This window comes from Synechococcus sp. CBW1006 (assembly GCF_015840525.1).
Lineage (GTDB): Bacteria > Cyanobacteriota > Cyanobacteriia > PCC-6307 > Cyanobiaceae > CBW1002.
In genome coordinates, this window is the sequence record NZ_CP060396.1 from 3,274,671 (window position 1) to 3,294,337 (window position 19,667).

General features: G+C 56.7%; 18 protein-coding genes and 6 pseudogenes. 18 read left to right on the forward strand and 6 right to left on the reverse strand.

All coding sequences use genetic code 11. The features are described 5' to 3' along the window. Positions 1-298 precede the first annotated feature (298 nt). From H8F26_RS20300 to H8F26_RS16200, 4 genes and pseudogenes are all read left to right on the forward strand, one after another. Positions 299-704: pseudogene (locus H8F26_RS20300) on the forward strand (transposase); the annotation flags it as partial. 107 nt (positions 705-811) lie between these two features. After that, positions 812-1,027 (forward strand): annotated as a pseudogene (locus H8F26_RS20305) (IS5/IS1182 family transposase); the annotation flags it as partial. A gap of 102 nt (positions 1,028-1,129) precedes the next feature. Continuing rightward, entirely contained in the window at positions 1,130-2,353 is a 1,224-nt protein-coding gene (locus H8F26_RS16195; RefSeq protein ID WP_197155748.1) for a transposase, read from the forward strand. Between the two features lie 29 nt (positions 2,354-2,382). Next, positions 2,383-3,144 (forward strand): annotated as a pseudogene (locus tag H8F26_RS16200) (transposase); the annotation flags it as partial. Positions 3,145-3,335: 191 nt separating this feature from the next. Here the strand turns inward: H8F26_RS16200 and H8F26_RS20310 are convergent. Continuing rightward, positions 3,336-3,461, reverse strand: a pseudogene (locus H8F26_RS20310) (transposase); the annotation flags it as partial. Positions 3,462-3,570: 109 nt separating this feature from the next. Between H8F26_RS20310 and H8F26_RS19680 the strand changes: the two are divergent. The 11 genes from H8F26_RS19680 to H8F26_RS16250 all read left to right on the forward strand — a co-directional run bounded on the left by H8F26_RS19680 (position 3,571) and on the right by H8F26_RS16250 (position 11,560). Further along, positions 3,571-3,858 (forward strand): transposase, encoded by a 288-nt coding sequence (locus tag H8F26_RS19680; protein WP_231597691.1) that lies wholly within the window; start codon positions 3,571-3,573, stop codon positions 3,856-3,858. A 49-nt stretch (positions 3,859-3,907) separates the two neighbouring features. Beyond that, positions 3,908-4,741, forward strand: coding sequence for an IS3 family transposase (locus H8F26_RS16205; protein ID WP_231598221.1), 834 nt, complete (start codon positions 3,908-3,910; stop codon positions 4,739-4,741). Positions 4,742-4,937: 196 nt separating this feature from the next. Then, complete coding sequence (locus tag H8F26_RS16210; RefSeq protein ID WP_197155749.1) at positions 4,938-5,519, forward strand: DJ-1/PfpI family protein; 582 nt, start codon at positions 4,938-4,940, stop codon at positions 5,517-5,519. Between the two features lie 45 nt (positions 5,520-5,564). Then, a complete protein-coding gene (locus H8F26_RS16215) occupies positions 5,565-7,394 on the forward strand; it encodes an AGE family epimerase/isomerase (protein WP_197155750.1) in 1,830 nt (609 codons plus the stop codon). Positions 7,395-7,408: 14 nt separating this feature from the next. Further along, the gene (locus H8F26_RS16220; RefSeq protein ID WP_197155751.1) at positions 7,409-7,735 is read left to right on the forward strand and encodes an STAS domain-containing protein; all 327 of its coding nucleotides are present in this window, start codon (positions 7,409-7,411) and stop codon (positions 7,733-7,735) included. Between the two features lie 2 nt (positions 7,736-7,737). Further along, positions 7,738-9,642, forward strand: coding sequence for a glycogen debranching protein GlgX (gene glgX, locus H8F26_RS16225; protein ID WP_197155752.1), 1,905 nt, complete (start codon positions 7,738-7,740; stop codon positions 9,640-9,642). A 90-nt stretch (positions 9,643-9,732) separates the two neighbouring features. Beyond that, on the forward strand, positions 9,733-10,014 hold the full coding sequence (locus H8F26_RS16230; RefSeq protein WP_370594714.1) for a hypothetical protein: 282 nt from the start codon (positions 9,733-9,735) through the stop codon (positions 10,012-10,014). 41 nt (positions 10,015-10,055) lie between these two features. Then, on the forward strand, positions 10,056-10,379 hold the full coding sequence (locus H8F26_RS16235) for an anti-sigma factor antagonist (protein WP_197155756.1): 324 nt from the start codon (positions 10,056-10,058) through the stop codon (positions 10,377-10,379). 6 nt (positions 10,380-10,385) lie between these two features. Next, positions 10,386-10,871, forward strand: coding sequence for an ATP-binding protein (locus H8F26_RS16240; protein WP_197155757.1), 486 nt, complete (start codon positions 10,386-10,388; stop codon positions 10,869-10,871). 40 nt (positions 10,872-10,911) lie between these two features. Further along, a complete protein-coding gene (locus tag H8F26_RS16245) occupies positions 10,912-11,274 on the forward strand; it encodes a carboxymuconolactone decarboxylase family protein (protein ID WP_231605299.1) in 363 nt (120 codons plus the stop codon). A gap of 49 nt (positions 11,275-11,323) precedes the next feature. Next, the gene (locus H8F26_RS16250) at positions 11,324-11,560 is read left to right on the forward strand and encodes a hypothetical protein (protein ID WP_197155759.1); all 237 of its coding nucleotides are present in this window, start codon (positions 11,324-11,326) and stop codon (positions 11,558-11,560) included. A 235-nt stretch (positions 11,561-11,795) separates the two neighbouring features. Here the strand turns inward: H8F26_RS16250 and H8F26_RS16255 are convergent, their stop codons facing one another. The 5 genes and pseudogenes from H8F26_RS16255 to H8F26_RS16275 all read right to left on the reverse strand — a co-directional run bounded on the left by H8F26_RS16255 (position 11,796) and on the right by H8F26_RS16275 (position 17,176). Continuing rightward, positions 11,796-12,521 (reverse strand): IS3 family transposase, encoded by a 726-nt coding sequence (locus H8F26_RS16255; protein ID WP_231605300.1) that lies wholly within the window; start codon positions 12,519-12,521, stop codon positions 11,796-11,798. Between the two features lie 108 nt (positions 12,522-12,629). Then, the gene (locus tag H8F26_RS16260; RefSeq protein ID WP_197155761.1) at positions 12,630-14,180 is read right to left on the reverse strand and encodes an IS5 family transposase; all 1,551 of its coding nucleotides are present in this window, start codon (positions 14,178-14,180) and stop codon (positions 12,630-12,632) included. Positions 14,181-14,587: 407 nt separating this feature from the next. Then, a complete protein-coding gene (istB, locus tag H8F26_RS16265) occupies positions 14,588-15,382 on the reverse strand; it encodes an IS21-like element helper ATPase IstB (protein WP_231597868.1) in 795 nt (264 codons plus the stop codon). A gap of 622 nt (positions 15,383-16,004) precedes the next feature. Further along, positions 16,005-16,883, reverse strand: a pseudogene (gene istA / locus H8F26_RS19685) (IS21 family transposase); the annotation flags it as partial. 74 nt (positions 16,884-16,957) lie between these two features. Next, the gene (locus H8F26_RS16275) at positions 16,958-17,176 is read right to left on the reverse strand and encodes a helix-turn-helix domain-containing protein (protein ID WP_370594636.1); all 219 of its coding nucleotides are present in this window, start codon (positions 17,174-17,176) and stop codon (positions 16,958-16,960) included. Positions 17,177-17,429: 253 nt separating this feature from the next. Between H8F26_RS16275 and H8F26_RS16280 the strand changes: the two genes are divergently transcribed. From H8F26_RS16280 to H8F26_RS16290, 3 genes and pseudogenes are all read left to right on the forward strand, one after another. Continuing rightward, positions 17,430-17,657 (forward strand): hypothetical protein, encoded by a 228-nt coding sequence (locus tag H8F26_RS16280; RefSeq protein WP_197155763.1) that lies wholly within the window; start codon positions 17,430-17,432, stop codon positions 17,655-17,657. Between the two features lie 63 nt (positions 17,658-17,720). Beyond that, positions 17,721-18,008: pseudogene (locus tag H8F26_RS16285) on the forward strand (transposase); the annotation flags it as partial. Positions 18,009-18,110: 102 nt separating this feature from the next. Further along, positions 18,111-19,604 (forward strand): IS66 family transposase, encoded by a 1,494-nt coding sequence (locus tag H8F26_RS16290; RefSeq protein WP_197154297.1) that lies wholly within the window; start codon positions 18,111-18,113, stop codon positions 19,602-19,604. Positions 19,605-19,667 lie beyond the last annotated feature (63 nt).

Sequence of the window (19,667 nt, forward strand, 5' to 3'; positions counted from 1 at the left end):
TTAAGGACATAGTGCAACTACACTGATCACTGTCAATGGCGAGGAAAATGCATGGCAACGCGATTATAAAGAAAGCTCCAGAAGTTTTCGAAGTTTATCACCAGAACATTCAGTGCAACAGTTACCCCTGCGTCGCAGAAGGCTTCTCACGAATCAGTCCTAGTCCAAAAGCCTCTTTACTTGGGGCCTCCTGAATAAGGCCAGATCAGTTGCGGCGCAATGGATGTGAGCAGTTTCTGGCGGTAAAATGTAGGCAAATGGGGTCATTTGCGCCCAAAAGCCGCCCAGAGTTTTCCACATGTATCGGCGTGAGCATCGTGATCAGCTCTCGTTCAAGGATTTCTTCCTGCCATTTGGTGGCCAACTCTCCGGTGACAATCGCTGGATCAAGCTGGCCGAGCTGATCCCGTGGGACGACTTGGAGCATGACTATGCATCCCAGTTTTGCAAGGGGTTTGGTGCTCCAGCGAAGCCATTTCGCATGGCGCTGGGAGCTTTGATCATCAAAGCCCGCTTGGGGCTCACGGATGAAGAACTCGTTGAGCAGATCAAAGAGAACCCCTATCTCCAGTTTTTCATTGGACTGGAGGGCTATCAGTATTCAGCTCCATTTGACCCATCGATGATGGTGTATTTCCGGAAACGGCTTCCGGAATCGGTGGTGAATGACTGCAACGAACGGATCGTGCGTCATGGCCTGAATGTGATCCGCTCTGCAGCAGCTACTGATCACGATGACGACAGCAGCCATGGAGGCGGAGCCGCACGCCCAGTCGATCAGCAGATTGGATCCAAAACGCAACGACCCAATCAGGGCTCATTGCTGATTGATGCAACATGTGTTCCGGCAGATATTCGTCACCCCACCGATCTCTCGCTGCTCAATGAAGCCCGAGAATTGACCGAGGCATTGATCGATTCGAGGCATGCTCAGATCCGAGATGCTTTTGGCCATAAGCCTCGGACGCACCGCAAGCAAGCCAGGCAGCAGTTTCTAGCCGTGGCCAAGAAGAAGAGGCCCTGGCTGCCCGACACAAGTCCGAGACCCGTTGCAACAGAACGGGTCTCAGTTGATTAGGTGGGCAGGGAGCCGTGAGAGGTTGGGGTTGTCACACCAAGCCAATCCCTCGTGGATTCCCACGCCCGGCTCCACTGTGAGCTCACCGGCTTTCTCCGTCAACACTGCCCGGCTCGCGACCAGCGGCATCTGGTGCTCCTGGGCTGGATGGTGGCCGGGTTGCTGCTGAGTCAAACGGTCTGTTTTGATCACTGGAAGACGCGCCTGCCGCTGGGGCGTTGCCTGGCGGCCAGCTGGCAGCGGCGTTGTCAGCGCTGGCTGGCCAACAGCCGAATTGATGCCGAGAGCCTCTATGGCCCGCTGATCCTCTGGGCGATCCAGGGCTGGCAGAACCCAGACCAAGCCTTGCATCTGGCTCTCGATACCACCATGCTCTGGAACCGCATCTGCGTGGTGGTGGTCTCGGTCGTCTGCCACGGCCGGGCCATTCCGCTGCTGTGGCAAACCCTGGAGCATCCCAGCGCCAGCGTCAGCGCGGCGGTGTCGATCGGCTTGCTGGAGAAGGTGGATCGGCTCCTGGCTGGATTCGGAGCCATCACGCTGCTGGCCGATCGGGCCTTTCCCTGCGCTGAACTGCTGGGCTGGCTGGAGAACCAACCCGGCTGGACCTATGTGATGCGCCTGCCCCGCGACACCGAGATCCACGGCACCGCAGCGCCTCTGGGCTGTCAGGTGCGGCGGTTGCGGCTACGCCGCGGGCAATGCCGTGGCTTCCGGAACGTGCGGCTCTGGGCTGACGGATCTCACACAGCCAACCTGGTGCTGGCCCATCCCACCGGCCTGCCAGTGGAAGAGCCCTGGTACCTGATCAGCAACGCAGAACCGAGCCTGGATCTGGTCTGGAGCTACGGACGGCGCTTCTGCTGCGAACAGCTGTTCCGCGATCAGAAGTCCGGGGTGTTCCAGCTGGCTGACAGCGGCCTGCGGGACCCGCAGCGGATTGATCGGCTGCTGCTGGTGGTCGCCATCGCTGTGCTGGCAGGGTGTCTGCAGGGCTATGCCCTCAGCCTGGCGGGCCTCAGGCGACAGGTGGATCCGCACTGGAGGCGCGGCATGAGCTTTCTGCGCATCGGCCTGGGTGCTCTGCAGATGGTCGTCGCCGATGCCACCGTCAGGTTGATGGCCTGGCTATCGATCCCACTGCAGGAGCTGGAGCCCTGCATCCCAAGCCGCAAGGCACAGCACAAGCAGGCTCGGACTTGGTTCTCCAAGGTTGAGCTGCCACCACGATCACGACCGACTCGCCAGCACAACCCGCAGCTGGCTGTCGCGTGAGTCTTGCGACTGAGATGTGTCACTCAGCCAGGAAGAGGCCTCGAATTAATAAAATCCGTAAGGCGATCAGACAGCAGCTTGGTCATCTCAGGCGTAATCTGGCTAGTATCGACGCCCTAACCGCCTGTGGTGCAAGCCTTTTGGCGGCTGGTCGATATGCCTACCAAAAGCTTTTGGTTGTCAGTGAGCTTGTCCGTCAGCAGAACATTCTTGACCAGTCTGACAGCAGAAGCATTCCCGACCGCATCGTCAGCCTTAGCCAAGCCCATATCAGGCCCATCGTGCGTGGTAAGGCACGCTGCAACGTTGAGTTCGGAGCGAAGATTTCCATCTCCGTGACATGTGAAGGCTTTGCGTTTCTGGATCGACTCAGCTTTGATCCCTATAACGAAGGAGAAGACCTGAAAGCCCAGGCAAGGGCCTATCGCCGCCGTCATGGTCACTACCCAAAAGTGATCTGTGCAGATCAGATCTATAGAACTCGAGCCAATCGAGCTTTCTGCCTGCGCCACGGCATTCGCTTGAGTGGTCCAAGGCTCGGTCGCCCCAAGAGTGATCCAGAGTTATTGGCTGAAGAGAAGCGCCAGTTCCTGGATGATCAGAGACAACGCAATGCCGTCGAGGGCAAGATCGGTCAGGGCAAACGACGGTTTGGATTGGGCCTGATCCGGGAGAAACTCGCTGTCACCCAAGGTTCAACCATTGCACTGAATGTTCTGGTGATGAACCTCGAGAAGCTCCTGGAGCTTCTTTTTGTCCTTTTTACGGCCCTGCTATGCCTCCTCCTGGTCAAGGAAGGCGGTCGGAGTATTCGCACTGTGCCTCTGAAGCCTCAGATAGCTGCAGCATGATGATCGGGCTGCGTGCTCAAGAGGTCTCCTTTTTGTTTGGGCTGACTCCGAATTCATTTTTCAGGAGGCCCTACTTGGCCAATCTTCCCTTCAACGGCATTCCTATAGTGCTGGATGTCGATGAACCGCTACTTCTCCGCGGCCTCCAACTCTGGATCGATCTTCGGGTGTCTCAGCCGGGGGCTGCTTAAACGGATTCCGTGACGCTGGCAGAAAGCACGATCTGATCTTCTCCGATAAATCTGATCAGCACATAAATCAGGTAAAGCACTGCACACAGATAGAGTGAGGTGGTCTGGCTTTTCTGGACAGGCCCCATCGTTAACCTCTGAGGCGGGGTACCGCCCCTGAAAGGGGCTCCCACCGATGAGCAAGCGCCGCACCCACAGCCCCGAGTTCAAGGCCAGGGTCGCCATGGAGGCGATCAGTGGCCGCAAGACGATCCAGGAGATCGCCGCCGACCACGCCATCCACCCGATCCAGGTGAGCCAGTGGAAGCGGCAGCTCCTGGACGGTGCCAGCGAGCTCTTCACCCGAGGCAAGAAGACCAAGGACAAGGAGGAGGGGCAGGCCAAGGAGGCGGAGCTGTTCCAGCAGATCGGACGGCTGCAGATGGAGCTGGAGTGGCTCAAAAAAAAGTCTCAACTGCTCTGATGCCCGTGAACTGCGCAAGCTGGTCGATCACGACCACCCCGAGCTCAGCATCAGCAGGCAGTGTGCGCTGCTGGGGCTGCCTCGATCCACGCTGTACTACCGGCCGACACCGGTCCGTGTATCGACGCTGCGGATCATGGCCAGGATCGATGCTCTCTACCTGGAGGATCCCTGCAGCGGCAGCCGCCGGATGGTGGACTATCTGGCCCAAGATGGTATCCCGATCAGCCGAGATCGAGTGCGAAACCTCATGCGGCGCATGGGATTACGGGCGATCTACCAGAAGCCCCGGACGACGGTTCCAGGTGATCCGTCCGTGCGGTTCCCCTGCCTGGTGGACCTCACGCAGGTCACGTCGGTGGATCAGGTCTGGGCGACCGACATCACCTACATCCCTCTGCAGAAAGGGTTCCTCTATCTGGTGGCGATCATGGATCTCCATTCCAGGCATGTGCTCAGCTGGAGGCTCTCCAACAGCCTTGACACGAAGTTCTGTCTGGAGGCCCTGGAGATGGCCTTGGGAGGCGGCCGTAGGCCAGAGATCTTCCACTCCGATCAAGGCTGTCAGTTCACGTCCGCTGACTTTGTGGCCAGACTCAAAGGGGAGCGGATCCAGATCAGCTGGTCCGGCAGAAAGCGGTGCTACGACAACATCCTTGTTGAACGGCTGTGGAGGACTGTCAAGTACGAGGAGGTCTACCTACGGGCATACAGCGATGGCTGGGACGCTGAAATCAGCCTGGCCCGCTTCCTGTGGCGGTATTGCCATGTAAGACCTCACAGTTCCCTTGGAGGCAAAACTCCCCACGCGGTCTACACTGAGGCCGAACCATGTTCCACCCGTCCTGGGTTAACGATGTCAGGGGCCGGAACTGTCCAATAAAAGGCACCCACCTCAGAGGCAGATCCCAAAGGAATTCCTTGGGCTTGGCTCAGCAACTATGAAGAGATGATGAGTCTCGTCTCTGACTAAGAAGCTCTTGACACAGTGAAAGAGGCACAATATGGAGAAAAAGCGCAAAAGGGTGCTGAACCTCGATTTTTGCTGTATGGTTTAAATAATATTATGGACTAAGTGAATGCCCAAAAAAGTGCTTGTACTCATTGAAGAGCACTACGACGAAACCGAATATAACGTTTTCAACGATTTCTTCCCTAGCGTTGACATTGAGGTTGAGTATGCTTCCTACCTTTGGGGTAATGATACGCTGAACTTTGAGGGCAACGATAAAACCAGCAACGTAGAGGTGAGTCTTTGTGTGAGCAAGATTGATCTGGCCGATTACCAGGGACTGATTCTGATTGGTGGCTATGCGATGGATAGGCTGCGTTACGAGGAAACACTCGGCGCGACCAATCAAGCTCCTGCCGTCCAGCTTCTCCGCAAAGCTGTATCCTTAATGGATCAAGGCAATTTGGCTATCGGTACAATCTGCCATTCGCTTTGGCTCTTCTGTGCAGATCCGAGCTTGATCAAGGGTCGAGAAGTCACCTGCGCCCATAATATTGTCTGTGATGTGGCCAATGCAGGCGGAAACATCATGGTCAATGCAGGTAGCACCGTCGAACTGCATCAGCAAGGCCTCCTGATTACAGGTAAGCATCCAGGCTGCGTTGATATTTTTGTAGAGCGATTCAAAACGGCGCTGCAAAGCCTCTAATCAGGGGCATTTACTACACACTATTAGACACGTATCACAGTCATCATGAATGATCTCACCTTCACATTCTCGGATCTGATCTCAGGCTATGTCACCAGCTACGACGAAGGCAATAAGCTAATTGGCATCAAAACTTCTGATGACAGAAACTATGAAGCAAAGCTAACCGGCAACACCTATGCCAAGCAGACCCAGAATCTGGGCGAGGGATGGCCAGACCGGTCCGGTGATCTCCAGAAGCTGCTGGTGCCTGGTCAGATGGTCTTTGTCTATGGCACCTTCTTCCCGGAAGACAGAGTTAAGTTTGAAGCGAACTACATCATCTTCGCTGGTGACGCTAAGGATGAGTATCGCTATGCAGATGAAAAAGGCTGGTGGGTCAAGCAAATTGATCAGATTGCAGCCTCGTACTGCAAATGGCAGTTCAATGCACCGGAATCAGCCATTGATTACCATCACTACCGGACACTGATCAGCCTTACAGGCGGGAAAAAGCAAGAGGATTACCTGCAAGAGACGGATACCATCTCCAGAATGGTATACGGCATGGCCTGCGCCTACATGCTTACGGGCAAAGAGTTGTACCTTGATGCAGCTGAAAAGGGTACCGAGTATTTGCGCGATAAGATGAGATTTACGGATACAGATACCGGTCTCATCTACTGGTATCACGGCCAAAAAGTCGGCAGTGGTGGGGAAGAACAAAAACTGTTGGTGTCGGAGTTCGGAGATGACTACGATTGCATCCCCGCCTACGAGCAGATCTATGCACTCGCAGGGCCCGTACAAACCTACAGGCTCACGGGTGATCCGCGCATCCTCGATGATGCGGAAAAGACTGTCGATCTATTTGACGAGTGCTTTAAAGACCATGAAAAAGGCGGCTATTATTCACACATCCATGCTGTAACCCTGAGTGCCCATGAGGAAAGCCTGGGCCGCAACAAAGCTAAGAAGAATTGGAACTCGGTGGGCGATCACGCCCCCGCGTATCTAATCAATCTCTGGCTTGCAACGGGCGAAGAGCATTATAAGAAGATGCTTGAGGATACTTTCGATACAATTAGCAAACATTTCCCTGACTACGACAACAGCCCGTTCGTGCAAGAGAAGTTCTTTGACGATTGGAGCAAGGACCAATCATGGGGATGGCAGCAAAACCGCGCGGTTGTTGGCCATAATCTCAAAGTCGCGTGGAATCTCATGAGATTTTATTCAGAGATGGGTAAAGATAAATACCTTGATATTGCCAAGAAGATTGCTTACTTAATGCCCAAGGTGGGTTATGATAATCAGCGCTTCGGCTGGTATGACGTTGTCGAGCGTGTGCTCGATCCCAATGAGAAGTTCCACCGCTATGCATGGCATGACCGCAAAGCTTGGTGGCAACAAGAGCAAGGAATTCTAGCCTATCTAATTCTGCAAGGGCACATGCCTGACAGTACTGAATACAAGAAGTATGCCGAAGAAGCGGCGGCTTTCTACAATGCTTTCTTCTTAGACAACAATGACGGGGGTGTCTACTTCAATGTCCTGGCGAACGGCATTCCTTACTTGGTAGGCACAGAACGATTCAAGGGTAGTCACTCCATGAGTGCGTATCATTCCACCGAGCTTTGCTTTTTGTCTACTGTTTATATCGATCTGTTGATCAAGAAGCGGCCTTTGGATTTGTTCTTCAAGCCCTTGCCTGGTGGCTTCAAGGATGGAATTCTCAGGGTAGAGCCAGATATCCTCCCTAAGGGGTCTGTCTACATCAGTAGCTGTGAGATTGATAGTCAGGCATATACAGGCTTTGATGCAGATGCGCTGACAGTTAAGCTGCCAGAATCTGAGCATCGACTCCAAGTCAAAGTAACCGTTTCGCCAAAGTGAAGGAGGGCAGAATCATGCAAGTACAACTTGAAACATACGGCAACTGGCAGGTGATCCGAGTCAGCGGTCAGATCGATTCAAAGACCGTCGGTGAACTGCGTGACTTCATTGACACCGAACTCAAGCCATCGCAGCCTGTCGCCCTTGAGTTAACAGACGTGCCATTCATGTCGAGTGCTGGCTTAAGAACGTTGCTGACCCTACAACGCAAAACTCAAGATATGGGTGTCGATCTTGTCCTTATTGGCGTCGCAGATGACATTGCTGACACGATGAAAGTCACTGGCTTCTTTGAATTCTTTACGGTCTATGAGACACTGCAAGCCATTCCAGGAGCATAGCTGTGACGGACCTTGAACGAATTGACAATCTACCCACTGATACGCTTGCAGGTTATCGCATACGAACTGGAAGACCATTGCCATTCGGTGTGTCCTCAGTACCGGGCGGACTTAATTTCTCGGTCTATACGTCGGCGGGAACATCCTGCACGCTTGTATTATTCAGCCGATCAAAGGGGTCTTTATTAGCCGAAATCAAGATTCCGGATCACTACCGGATTGGTGACGTCTACTCCATCGTAGTATACGACCTCGACCATGAAGATGTTGAGTACGGCTTTAAGATAGACGGCCCCTACATGCCTGAAGTAGGGCATCGCTTCAATCCAGATAACATTCTCATGGATCCCTATGCCCGGGTTATTTCGGGACGAGATGAATGGGGAGTTGAGCCCGATTGGAACAAACAGTACCAGTATCGATCCCGAGTGGCGTTCGATGACTTTGACTGGGAAGGAGACTCTCCCCTCGAGATCAATGACGCCGATCTTATAATATATGAATTACATGTGCGCTCTTTCACCAAGAGCGAGTCTTCGGGCGTCAAGTTTAAGGGAACGTACGCAGGCATTGCTGAGAAAATCCCATACTTGCAATCGCTTGGCGTCAATGCTGTAGAGTTAATGCCAGTTTTCGAATTCGATGAATTCGAAAACTCAAAAACACATCCGGATACCAGCGAAAAGCTGTATAACTATTGGGGCTATAGCACTGTAGCCTTTTTCGCACCCAAGGCTGGTTTTGCGGCATCCGGAAGGTTTGGGATGCAGGTTGACGAGTTCAAGCAACTTGTCAAGCAGCTCCACAAGGCCGGTATAGAGGTCATCCTTGATGTCGTATTCAACCACACGGCTGAAGGCAATGAGCGCGGCCCCTCGATCTCGTTTAAGGGACTGGACAACAAGATTTACTATATGCTGACGCCTGAAGGATACTATTTTAACTTCAGCGGGACAGGCAATACTCTTAACTGCAACAATCCGGTTGTCAGGAACCTTGTTCTAGACTGCTTGCGCTATTGGGCATCTGAATACCACATTGATGGCTTCAGATTTGACCTGGCCAGCATCCTAGGACGTGATCCCTGGGGGGCACCACTCAACAATCCTCCCTTGCTGGAATCGCTTGCTTTTGATCCCATCCTCTCATCATGCAAGCTAATCGCCGAAGCGTGGGATGCCGGTGGTCTCTACCAAGTAGGTACATTTCCGGCCTTTGGTCGATGGTCTGAGTGGAATGGTAAATATAGAGACACTGCGAGGCGTTATCTGAAAGGGGATCAAGGGCAGGTCGGTGAAATGGCACAAAGGGTTCAGGGTTCACCCGACCTCTATCAATGGAATGGTCGCTCACCAGCGACATCCATCAACTTCATCACCTGCCATGACGGCTTCACATTGGCGGATCTTGTCTCCTTTAATGAGAAGCACAATAAAGCGAATGGCGAAAACAACCGTGATGGCGGTGATGACAATTACAGCTGGAACTGTGGCGCCGAAGGCTCGACTGATAACAGCAACATTCTGGCCTTGCGAATAAGGCAATGCATGAATGCATTGAGCATGCTGATGACAAGCCGAGGTACACCCATGCTGCTGATGGGTGATGAGTTTGGACGCTCACAGCATGGCAATAACAATGCTTATTGCATTGACTCACCTGTGTCATGGGTCGATTGGGCTCTGCTTGAAAGCAACCGTGCACTGTTTGAGTATACGCAAGCACTGATTCATTTCAGGCAACAGCATCCCTGCTTGCGTATTAAGAGTTTGCTGAAAAACCAACCCACGAGCCAGTTTTCCACAGGCATCAGTGGATTTCCGGCTCAAAAAGACGGATCGGCGGCTATCAGAGCCGCAAACAGCCCGATTTCGGCATCGTTGGCCTCTCTGCAAGGCATTGGTTGAGGCCTATTGGGCACACCTCTTAACAGCTTTACGCATGGCGGCAGCAGGCATCTGCCTAGCTGCAGCTTTCATGGCACAACCCCATGGCAAGTGAACTGGTCAGATGAATCCAGGCAACTCGCATGGCTGATGAGCTGTGATCAGCCTAATTCAGATGTCATGGATGCGGTTTATGTCGCCACTAACACGGCTCACTACGCCAGCTGGTTCGATTTACCTCCACTGCCTTCGGGCTACGGTTGGCAATTGCATTTCAACACTGGTGACAACCAATCACCCAATCTGACTCAAGCCATTGCTTATGCTAATCACGGCATTTTGGTAGGAGAAAGATCTGTCGTCATCTTTTCCGCGTCTCCCCTTGAGACGTAGTTGTCAACAACTGCTCACTTTCACCGCTGCACTCCACAACTATGTCTCTGACATTTGACATCCTCCAAGGCGACATCCATGCAACCCTGGTGCTCTCAGGAGATCTCGACACAAAAACAGCCCCAGACCTACTCAGCCAGCTGACTTCACTGGACCTTCATGCGTTAGAGCAGCTTCGCCTGAATCTTCTGGATGTTGGTTTTGTCAGCAGTGCCGGACTCAGAGCTATTGTTTTTGCCAAGCAGAAAATGCCCCATACATCCCGCCTTTACCTGGTGGGTGCATCCGAGCAGATTATCGACACAGTCACGAAGACAGGCCTGGCTCAGGCTGTCGTGATTGTCGACAGTGAGGAGGAGATTTAGAATGTAATGAGAGATTCTATCGGCGGTAAAGAGCTTGGCAGCATTGAGGCTCCTGCATCAATGGATCACTGGGAGCATTTCATTGATTTTGCTACCGAGCATATCCAACGTGTCATCGCAGATGAGTCACGCGCTTACAAGCTCAAGCTCGCCTACGAAGAGCTCATCTCAAACATCATTCGAGCTGCTAACGCCAACAAATCTGTCGCAGACAAGGACGCCAAGCTGGCAGTTTCTCTGATGCTACGAAATGAGGATGGAGAACCCTGGCTTGTGCTTCGCACGAGCGATACGGGAATTCAGTTTAATCCTAATTTCAATCAAGGGCCTCCACTCGATACGAATCAACCCGTCCATGAGCGGAAGATCGGTGGGCTAGGCATCTTTCTCATTGAACAGTCCGTCGACAAGGTTTCATACGACTGGATTAATGGGAACAATGTGTATGAGCTCTGTATGGCCTGCAACCCCGAGGTAGTTATGCAACCGTGAGACCCTCGCGTCCCTCCTGCAAAATCCACTCCATGCAGCCATGACCGCAGACACCAACCCCACCATGAATAATGCTGTCACCGATGACCATGACCTTCTGCAAGCCCTTCTCGGAATCAATCCGGATTTTGGTGAGCTCTGCATCAGGGTCTGTGGAGAAGTCTGGGGCAAACCAATTATCTCTCAAAAGATAAAGTGCTTGATTACAATTGCTTTGGATGTGGCCAACCAGTCTCTCGATGGGCCAGGAACTCCGTTCGAAGCACATGTGAACATGGCCCTAAAGCAAGGTGCAACCATTGAAGAGATTGAAGAGCTCCTCCTGTTCACATGTGCCTACTGTGGCTTCAATAAAGCGGCCGGTGCCTTTGGAAAACTGAAAGAGATCAGATCCCGGACTTAAGAGGTGATCTGACAAATGCCCCCCATCCTCCCACCAATACTGATCAGCAATGGCACGCAAGTACTACGAACATCTTTCGGCCGACTTTTCCAGGCCAGGTCTTGTTTCTACGCAATTAGGCGATCAGCTTATTGAGCAGGCTGAAGCCATTCTCGCTAAAAGAGAACAGGAACTTCCCTCCATCAGCACGGAGTATGACGCGGATCAGATTGAGGCTGAGAATATGGAATCGTGGCCTACTCACTGTGAGGCGCTGCGGCGTGCACGCGGCGATCTGCTCCGGTGACTGCCAGGAAAGATGACGCCCCTGCTGCTGTTCAAGCAGCCATCGTCAACTTAGCTGGACTGGGGTCATGTTCGGTTGGTGGTGGATTGATCCAAACCACTTCCGGTTGACGCCAGCAGCGTGTTGATCGTGACCACCGGCGTGGGTTTCGCTGGCGAGCCTGCTCGTAGACGACAGAACGGTGACGACAGATCTCGACGGCCTGACCGCTGTGGCGCTGGTGGGGCGTCACGAATTAGATGCCGCTATGGCGGTGCCGGTGGTTGTACCAATCGACAAACGACGCCACCCACTGGCAGGCCTCTTCCTTGCTGGCAAATGGTCGTCTCGGGTAGTCAGGCCGATATTTCGCCGTGCGGAACAGGGATTCCGAGTAAGGGTTGTCGTTCGATACCCGTGGCCTAGAGAAGGATCTCAGCACGCCCAGCTCTTCCAGCCTGCTTTCCAGCGTCGACGCACGCATGGCATTGCCGTTGTCAGCGTGGAGGATCAGAGGTTGGCGGCGCCTCTTGCTGATCCGCTCTCTCAGGCAAGCCCGGCTGACCAGATCCGCTGCAATGGCTGGATCTTCTCGCTCAGCAACATCCCAGGCCACCACCTTGCGGCTCCAGACGTCGATGACCAAATAGAGGTACAGCCACACACCTCGCACGGTGGTGGGCAGATAGGTGATGTCCCAACTCCAGAGCTGGTTCGGAGCGAGAGCCCTGAGCCGCGGCACGGGTCTTGGTTCCTGTGGTTGCCGTGCACGGCCCCGCCGGTGAACCTGGCCGTGAGCATGGAGAACTCGGTAAAAGCTGCGCTCTGAGCCGATATACAACCCGCGATCCGCCAGCACCGGCACGATCTGCCCAGGCGGAAGCGCCGCGAATTCAGGCTCATTGCAGGTCAGCAGGATCCGTTGGCGTTCCTCCTCACTGAGGCGGTGCCCGATGTCAACTACGTAGGCGGGTCGCGTCAATTACGTAGGGACTCCTGAAAAAGATTCTCGGCCCATCGGCGCCGGATTCGTCCGTTTGCTTCGCGTTAATCAGGCTGGGAAGCGCGGTGACATCAAGTCGGCCAGATCTCAAAAGCATGGCTTGCAGATGCCCTCAGGCGCTCTGATCGCTGACCAGGCCATAAAAAAGCTGTAGATCCACCCAAAAAGAAGGACAAAAAAGAGGCGCAGCAGCCTCAAGACCTTTTCCGCGCACATCACGACAAAGGCCATCGAGATGGAGGATTCGGCACCAGCTGGTAGACGAGCCATGATCAGATCCAGGGAATACTTGCGCTTTCCAGAGCCAAAGACGCCTTCCACTTCATTGCGTCGAGCTTGATCAGATCGGAGCTGGTGCTTGTGTGCAGTGGTGACATCAGGATCCTTGGGCGGGCGACCCAATCGCTTGCCGGAGAGGCGAATACCGTTCCTCGTGCAGAAATGCCTATTCTTGGCCGTGATATAAATCCGGTCGGCGCAGATTCGCTCTGGGTAAGATCCTGTATCCAGCTTGTATTTTTCCGCCTGAGCGATAAGGTCTTCTCCTTCGTTGTAGGGGTTCCAGCTTATGCGGTGCAAGAACGGAAAGCCGTTTTGAACCGAAACACTGATTTTGGCTCCAAACTCCACCGCAGCACGTGCTTTGCCTCGCACCATTGGGCGGATATGGGTCTGCACAAGATTCACCAGGCGGTCTGGAATGCTGTTGGTCTGAGAGGCGAGCAGAAGGCCCTGTTGCCGCTCCAACTCGCTGCAGGCCAACAACTTCTGCCACCAATGCCTCTTAAGCTCGGAAAGCCTTGCCCCGCAGCCGATCAGAGCATCAATGGCCTTGAGATTCTGCCGCACATAGCCAAGCTGATGTTTAATGGCAGCCTTCACTTTGCGGCGACGTGGTCGTTTTTGCTTCGCCACTCTCAGGAAATGAGCACGAGCAAGGCCACGGTCGTAGCGAGGTCGATGTCTCCTGAATCCCGATGACTGACTGCACAGATCATCAATGACTCGCTCGGTCGTTGTGCGAGCCTCGTTGAGGAGCTTGAGGTCTCTGGGATAGGTGATGTCGGCTGGAGTGCAACTGGCATCAATCGTGAGAGTGCCCCAATTCTTTCCTTCTGGCCAGTCAGCAGGCTTGATCAACGCATCAAGTTCTAGCTGAGCGCCTCCTCCACTGGAATCACGATCATCATGGTCGTCATCGTCTGCTGCCTGAGCAAGTGCTTCCAGAAGGATCTCTTTGCCGCGCTGCACCACCAGCTCGTTGATACGGCGCAGATCCTCGTCAGAAAAACGCTTGCGAAAGTGCACCATCATCGAGGCATCAAACGGTGCCTTAGCTGTGTAGCCCGCAAAGCCGAGAAAGAACTGAATATAGGCGTTCTCTCTGATCTGATGGACTGTCTCTTCGTCGGTGAGCCCTAACTTCTGTTTGATGTAGAGAGCACCAAAGGCCATTCTCACTGATTTGGCTGGAGCGCCAATTGTGGCGCTGAATTGAGGGGCATAGGTTTCTTCCAGCTCATCCCATGGGATCAGCCCCTCCAGTTGAACCCAGCGATTCTCGGGATCAAGTGTGCCGCCAAATGGCAGGTGGAACTCCTTGATTGAGATCTGACCGTTATTGTGCCTCCGGTACATATTGAGCGATCAGGAGTAAAGGCAATCACGGATTGCCTGATTCACGGCTACTTTAGCGGTTTCTCATGCTTGAGACCAGCTGCGGCGCAATGGATCTGGATTTTTCAGGAGACCCTACGTAGGCGGGTTACCCCGGGTCCTCCCCCTGCCATGGCAGGGGGAGGCGACAGCGAAAAGTGAGCCACCCTGGCCCGGTCCTCTGCCATGGAGCCGGGATCTTCTGATCGGCCCCAGGCGTCAAGCCCGTTGGCCGGTGCTCTTGCTGCTGTCCCGCCTGAGCGCTGCAGCGGAGCGCACGAGCCGGCGGACCCCACGGTCCGACGGCAGCGCGGAGCTCATCACCGGCACCTGGCGCCAGGGGTTGGCTTGTGGTTGGCGGGTAATTGACGCCTGGTCGCGGCGACGAATCAGCCTGCGCTGGAGCGGTCAATCCGCCGTGCCCGTTTGCGGCGGTAGCTCTCGCCATTGATCTGAATCAGCGTGCTGTGGTCCACCAGCCGGTCCACCGCTGCCACGGTCATGGCGCTGGTGGAGAAGACGTTCTCCCACTCGCTGAACGGCTGGTTACTGGTCACCAACAGGGATCTGCGCTCGTAGCGGTGCATCACCAGCTCGAACAGCACCGAGGTCTCGGCCTCGTCCTTGCGGACGTAGCCGATGTCATCGATCACCAGCAGGGCAAAGCGATCCAGTCGGGTCAGGGCCTTAGCCAGGGCGTAATCGGCTTTGGCGCGCTGCAGCTCCTGCACCAGCGTGGTGGCGGAGAAAAACCGCGCCGTGCGGTCCAGGGCGATCAGGCTGCGGCAGATGCCTGCTGCCAGGTGGGTTTTGCCCACACCGCTGGGACCGAATAGCAGCAGGTTCTCGGCCCGATCCAGCCAGCCGGTGTCGTGGGCGAGCTGCTCGATCTGAGGACGCTCAAGATCCGGGATGGCGTTCCAGTCGTAGTCCGCCAGGGTCTTGGGGACCGGCAGCTGGGCCTCATGCAACAGCCGCCGTTGACGGGCTTGATGCCGCTGCTGGTGTTCCTGCTCTGCCAGCACATAGAGGTAGCTGGCTGGACTCCAGCCAGCGGCTGTGGCCTGCTGCTCGGCCGCCTGCCACTGGCTGCGGAACTGGGGCAGTTTCAACTGTTTCAACACCGATGGCAGAGCCGTTTCCAGTGCCGGCCTGCTCGGGGGTTCCAACCAGGAGTTCGTCATAGCTGCTGAGGGTGTGTTCGGGGATGTCGAGCTGGGGCATGGCCGCCAGGCCCCGGGGGGGCCGCAGGCCGTAGTGATCGCGCAGGGCCGTGAGGTTCAGCTCACCGCGGCGGAGCTGACGCCGCAGATACCGCTCCACACCGGCCAGATCGTCCGTCCGGGCAGCGACATGGAGGGCGTCCACCATGACCTTGGCGGCCTCATCCGGCGGCAGGGCCGCCAAAAGCAAGCGCCACAACTGACGCCAGGTCTCTCCGGGGAGCAGGTCGGACTGCAGCTGGGCACGCAGCAGCGCCCGGGGTTTGCGGCGCAGACTCTCGATCACGTGGCGGAAATCGATCCGCCGCAACGGCCCGCTTTCTCCCGCTCGCCGATGCAACCGTGGCAGGGTCTCCACGAACTTGCTGCGCAGGAACAGATCCAGCCGGTCATGGCGCAAGTGCACCGTCAGCTGCTGGCCGATCAGCCGCGAGGGGACGCTGTAGGTGACCGAGCGCACCTCGATCGTGCTGGTGCTCCGCACCCGCGCCACCACCGGCTCGTAGTCGGCAAAGCGCTCCACCGGCAGGGGCTGGAGATGCAGCTGCTCAATCTCCAGGTTCCCCTGCACCTGGTAGCGGCTGTTGAGCGTGTTGGTGACCTGGGCGACGAGCTGCCGGTAGTCGGCCTCGGTGGCGAAATCACGGCTGCCGCGCTGGATCAGCTGCTGCTCCAGCCGATGTTTCCAGTGCCGGTGCGGGCCCTCGATCGCGCCGTTCTCGTGGGCAACGCCGCGGTTGTTGCGGGTGGCGATCACCCCCAGGTGGGCGCACAGCTCGCGGTAACGGCTCGTGTAATCGCCGGCGTAGCTGCCGTCGCGGTTGCGGAAGCAAGCACTCAGGCTGTCGGTGCGGTGCTCCGCCGGCACCCCACCGCAAAGAGCGAGAGCGTTTTGCAGGGCCTCGGATAGGGCGACAAAGCTTTCGCCGCCGTGGATCACCGCCACATGGCACCAGCCCGAATAGGGCAGGCGGAAGTGGAACAGCCGGTGCTCCAGCACCTCCCCCGCCACGGTGATCGGCTCACCTTTGAGCAACGTGAAATCCGAGATCCCCAGTACACCGGCCCGGTGCTGCTGCAGGAACATCACCTCCTGGGCCGGGCCGTGCAGGGCCCGCCACTGCTCGACGCGGCGCTGCAGGGTCCGCTTGCGCCGGTACCACTCCTCGCCAGGCCTGAGCTGTTCCAGGTGAAGCAGCAGGGTCTGGGGTTCCAGTTGCGGCGCCTTCTCAAGCATCGGCACCAGCACGCTCTCCCAGACCTCGGCCAGGGGATCGGCTCGGGTGCGCCAATGGCGACCCCGCTGCTGCTGTTGCCCCTCGGGCTGCAGCTCACCCCGATCGATCCGTTGCGCGCTGCGCACCGAAATCCCCGCCGCATCAGCCGCCACCTGTTGGCTGAGCCCATTGGCCCGTTTTGCCATGTACCGCTCCTTGATCCGCAACGACAGAGGGGCGGGCATGGCAGGGCTCCAGACCGGAATCGGAACCCTGTTGTCGCGTCCTGAGACCCGCCTATGTAGTTGCGCGGACCCGCCTACCTAATCGTCGCCGGACAGAGGCGGTGTGCCACGTGGCGGTGGCTGCCCTTGCGCCGGTCGACGCCATCACCGTCACCAACAAACTGACGTCGCCAGCGCTGAAGCGTGGTGAGCCCCACGCCGAGCAGCAAGGCCAGCTCACGGGCTCGGGCACCATTGGCCATGCCCTCATCAAGGATGTCCAGGGCCTTCCGGCGATCGTCAGGCGACGTCAATCGTCCCCGTCCTCTCCCCAGAAGGCCTGAATCTTTTTTGAGGCAATCAGCAGTGCAGCCGCCTCCGCCAGGGCTTTCTCCTTGCGGCGGAGCTCCTGCTTGAAGCAGCGTCCCGTGGAGTGGTGTAACTCAGGAGGAGCAGCCCCGGCGTAGCCGGGGCTGACGGCTCGCCTCCCTCAGTTCTCTGTTATGGCAATGGGTGGGCCGGTCTGTGACCCTGTTCGGAGCACTACCACCAAACCGAACACAGACCATGACCCTTTCCCATAGTGGCGCCTCCGAGCTGAGACAGCTCATGGAGGGCACCACCGCTGGCGCGTTGATCCCGGAGATCGTGCGTCGGGGCTTTCAGGACCTGCTGGAGGCCGAGGTTTCCGCGCTCACCGGAGCCCAACTCCACGAGCGTTGCCCCGATCAGCGCTCTACGCAGGGACTCCTGAAAAATCCAGATCCATTGCGCCGCAGCTGGTCTCAAGCATGAGAAACCGCTAAAGTGGCCGTGAATCAGGCAATCCGTGATTGCCTTTACTCCTGATCGCTCCATATGTACCGGAGGCACAATAACGGTCAGATCTCAATCAAGGAGTTCCACCTGCCATTTGGCGGCACACTTGATCCCGAGAATCGCTGGGTTCAACTGGAGGGGCTGATCCCATGGGGTGAGCTGGAAGAAACCTATGCCCCTCAATTCAGCGCCACAATTGGCGCTCCAGCCAAATCAGTGAGAATGGCCTTTGGTGCTCTCTACATCAAACAGAAGTTAGGGCTCACCGACGAAGAGACAGTCCATCAGATCAGAGAGAACGCCTATATTCAGTTCTTTCTCGGCTTGTAAGCATTCAGGGGTCGGGACAGCACGCGGCGAACATCGTCTCTGCTGAACCCTTGACGGCGTCCTGATTCCCGTTTGCATCTCAGGCAGAGACTGCTTGAGATGGGCGCCCCTCCTGCTGGCATTTCCGAGGTGGACTGGTTGTCGTGGCCAGCTGGTGCCAGGGAGTTCATCCTGGCTCAACAGGAGGAGATGGTGCAGCTCCGCGTCCAGCTCACCGCCCTGGCGACCGAACTGGCCCATCTGCGCGAGCGGATCGGCCGCAGCTCCCGCAATTCTTCCAAGCCTCCCTCCAGTGATGGCCAGGGGTTTAGGCCGCCCGAACGACGCAAGGGCAGTGGCCGCAAGCGCGGCGGCCAGCCGGGCCATCCCGGATCTGGGCCGGAGCTGCTGCCGATCGAGCGGGTGGATGAGGTGGTCGAGCACCACCCCCAGGCCTGCCGCCGCTGCGGCACGTTGCTACAGGGTCAGGATCCCGAGCCCTTGAGGCACCAGGTGATCGAGATTCCACCGATCACGCCTCTGGTGATCGAGCACCGGCTGCACCGCCTGGTCTGCCCCTGCTGTTCCACCAGCACCTGTGCCTCGTTACCGGCGGAGGTGGAAGTAAGCCATTACGGTCCCCGGCTCAGTGCTCTGGTGGGTCTGCTGGGTAGTGCCTTCCCGTTGAGTTTCAGCAAGACCCAGGCGCTGCTGGATCAGCTGCTGGGGGTACAGATCAGCCGGGGAGCGATGGCCACTATCCGCCAGCGCTTGAGTGCAGCACTGGAGCAGCCCATGCAGGAGGCCCTTGCGTTTGCCCGTCAGCAGTCGGTGGTCTATGTCGATGAAACCGGTGCCCCCACCGGTAATGCCGATGGGGGCAACCCCGATGGCCGGCGCGGCTGGGAGTGGGTCATGGTGACCGCCATGGGGGTGACAGTGTTCTTGCAGAGCCTGAGCCGCTCGGCTGCCGCCGCGATCGACCTGCTCGGGAATGCCTTTGGCGGAATTGTGGTGAGCGATCGCTTCTCCGCCTACAACCATCTCCCGCTGGAGCAGCGCCAGCTGTGCTGGGCGCACGTGATCCGCGATCTCACCGCCATCGCTGACCGTCAGGGCGCCAGCGGTGAGATTGGAGCGGAGCTGCTGGGCCTGCAGCAGCAGCTGTTTGCCCAGTGGCACCGCTACAAAGACGGAACGATCGACTGGTCCACGTTGCAGCAGGGCTGTCGGCCGATCCGCCAGGCGTTTGTGGGCACGCTGCAGCGGGTTGTGGAGCTGGGCTGCCAGCGCGGCGAGCGAACGCCGTGGGCCAAGACGGTGCGTACCTGCCATCAGTTGCTGCAAGTGAGCGATGGCCTCTGGACCTTCCTGGAGATTGAAGGGATCGAGCCCACCAACAACGCAGCCGAGCGTGCCCTGCGCCATTCGGTGATTCAGCGCAAGATCAGCCATGGCGTCCAATCCCGCCAGGGTGCAATCTGCCGCAGCAGGTTGCTCACGGTCACCACCAGCCTGCGGCAACAGGGCCGTGATATCTGGCAGTTCCTGGAGCAGGCCTTGATCGCCCATCATCGCGGCGGTGAGATGCCATCGCTGTTGCCGAATCCCTGAGCCGGCCGTCATCGATCGTGGTGTCTGTGGTCGCTTGGTGATCAGCGATCAAGGGCGGTGAAT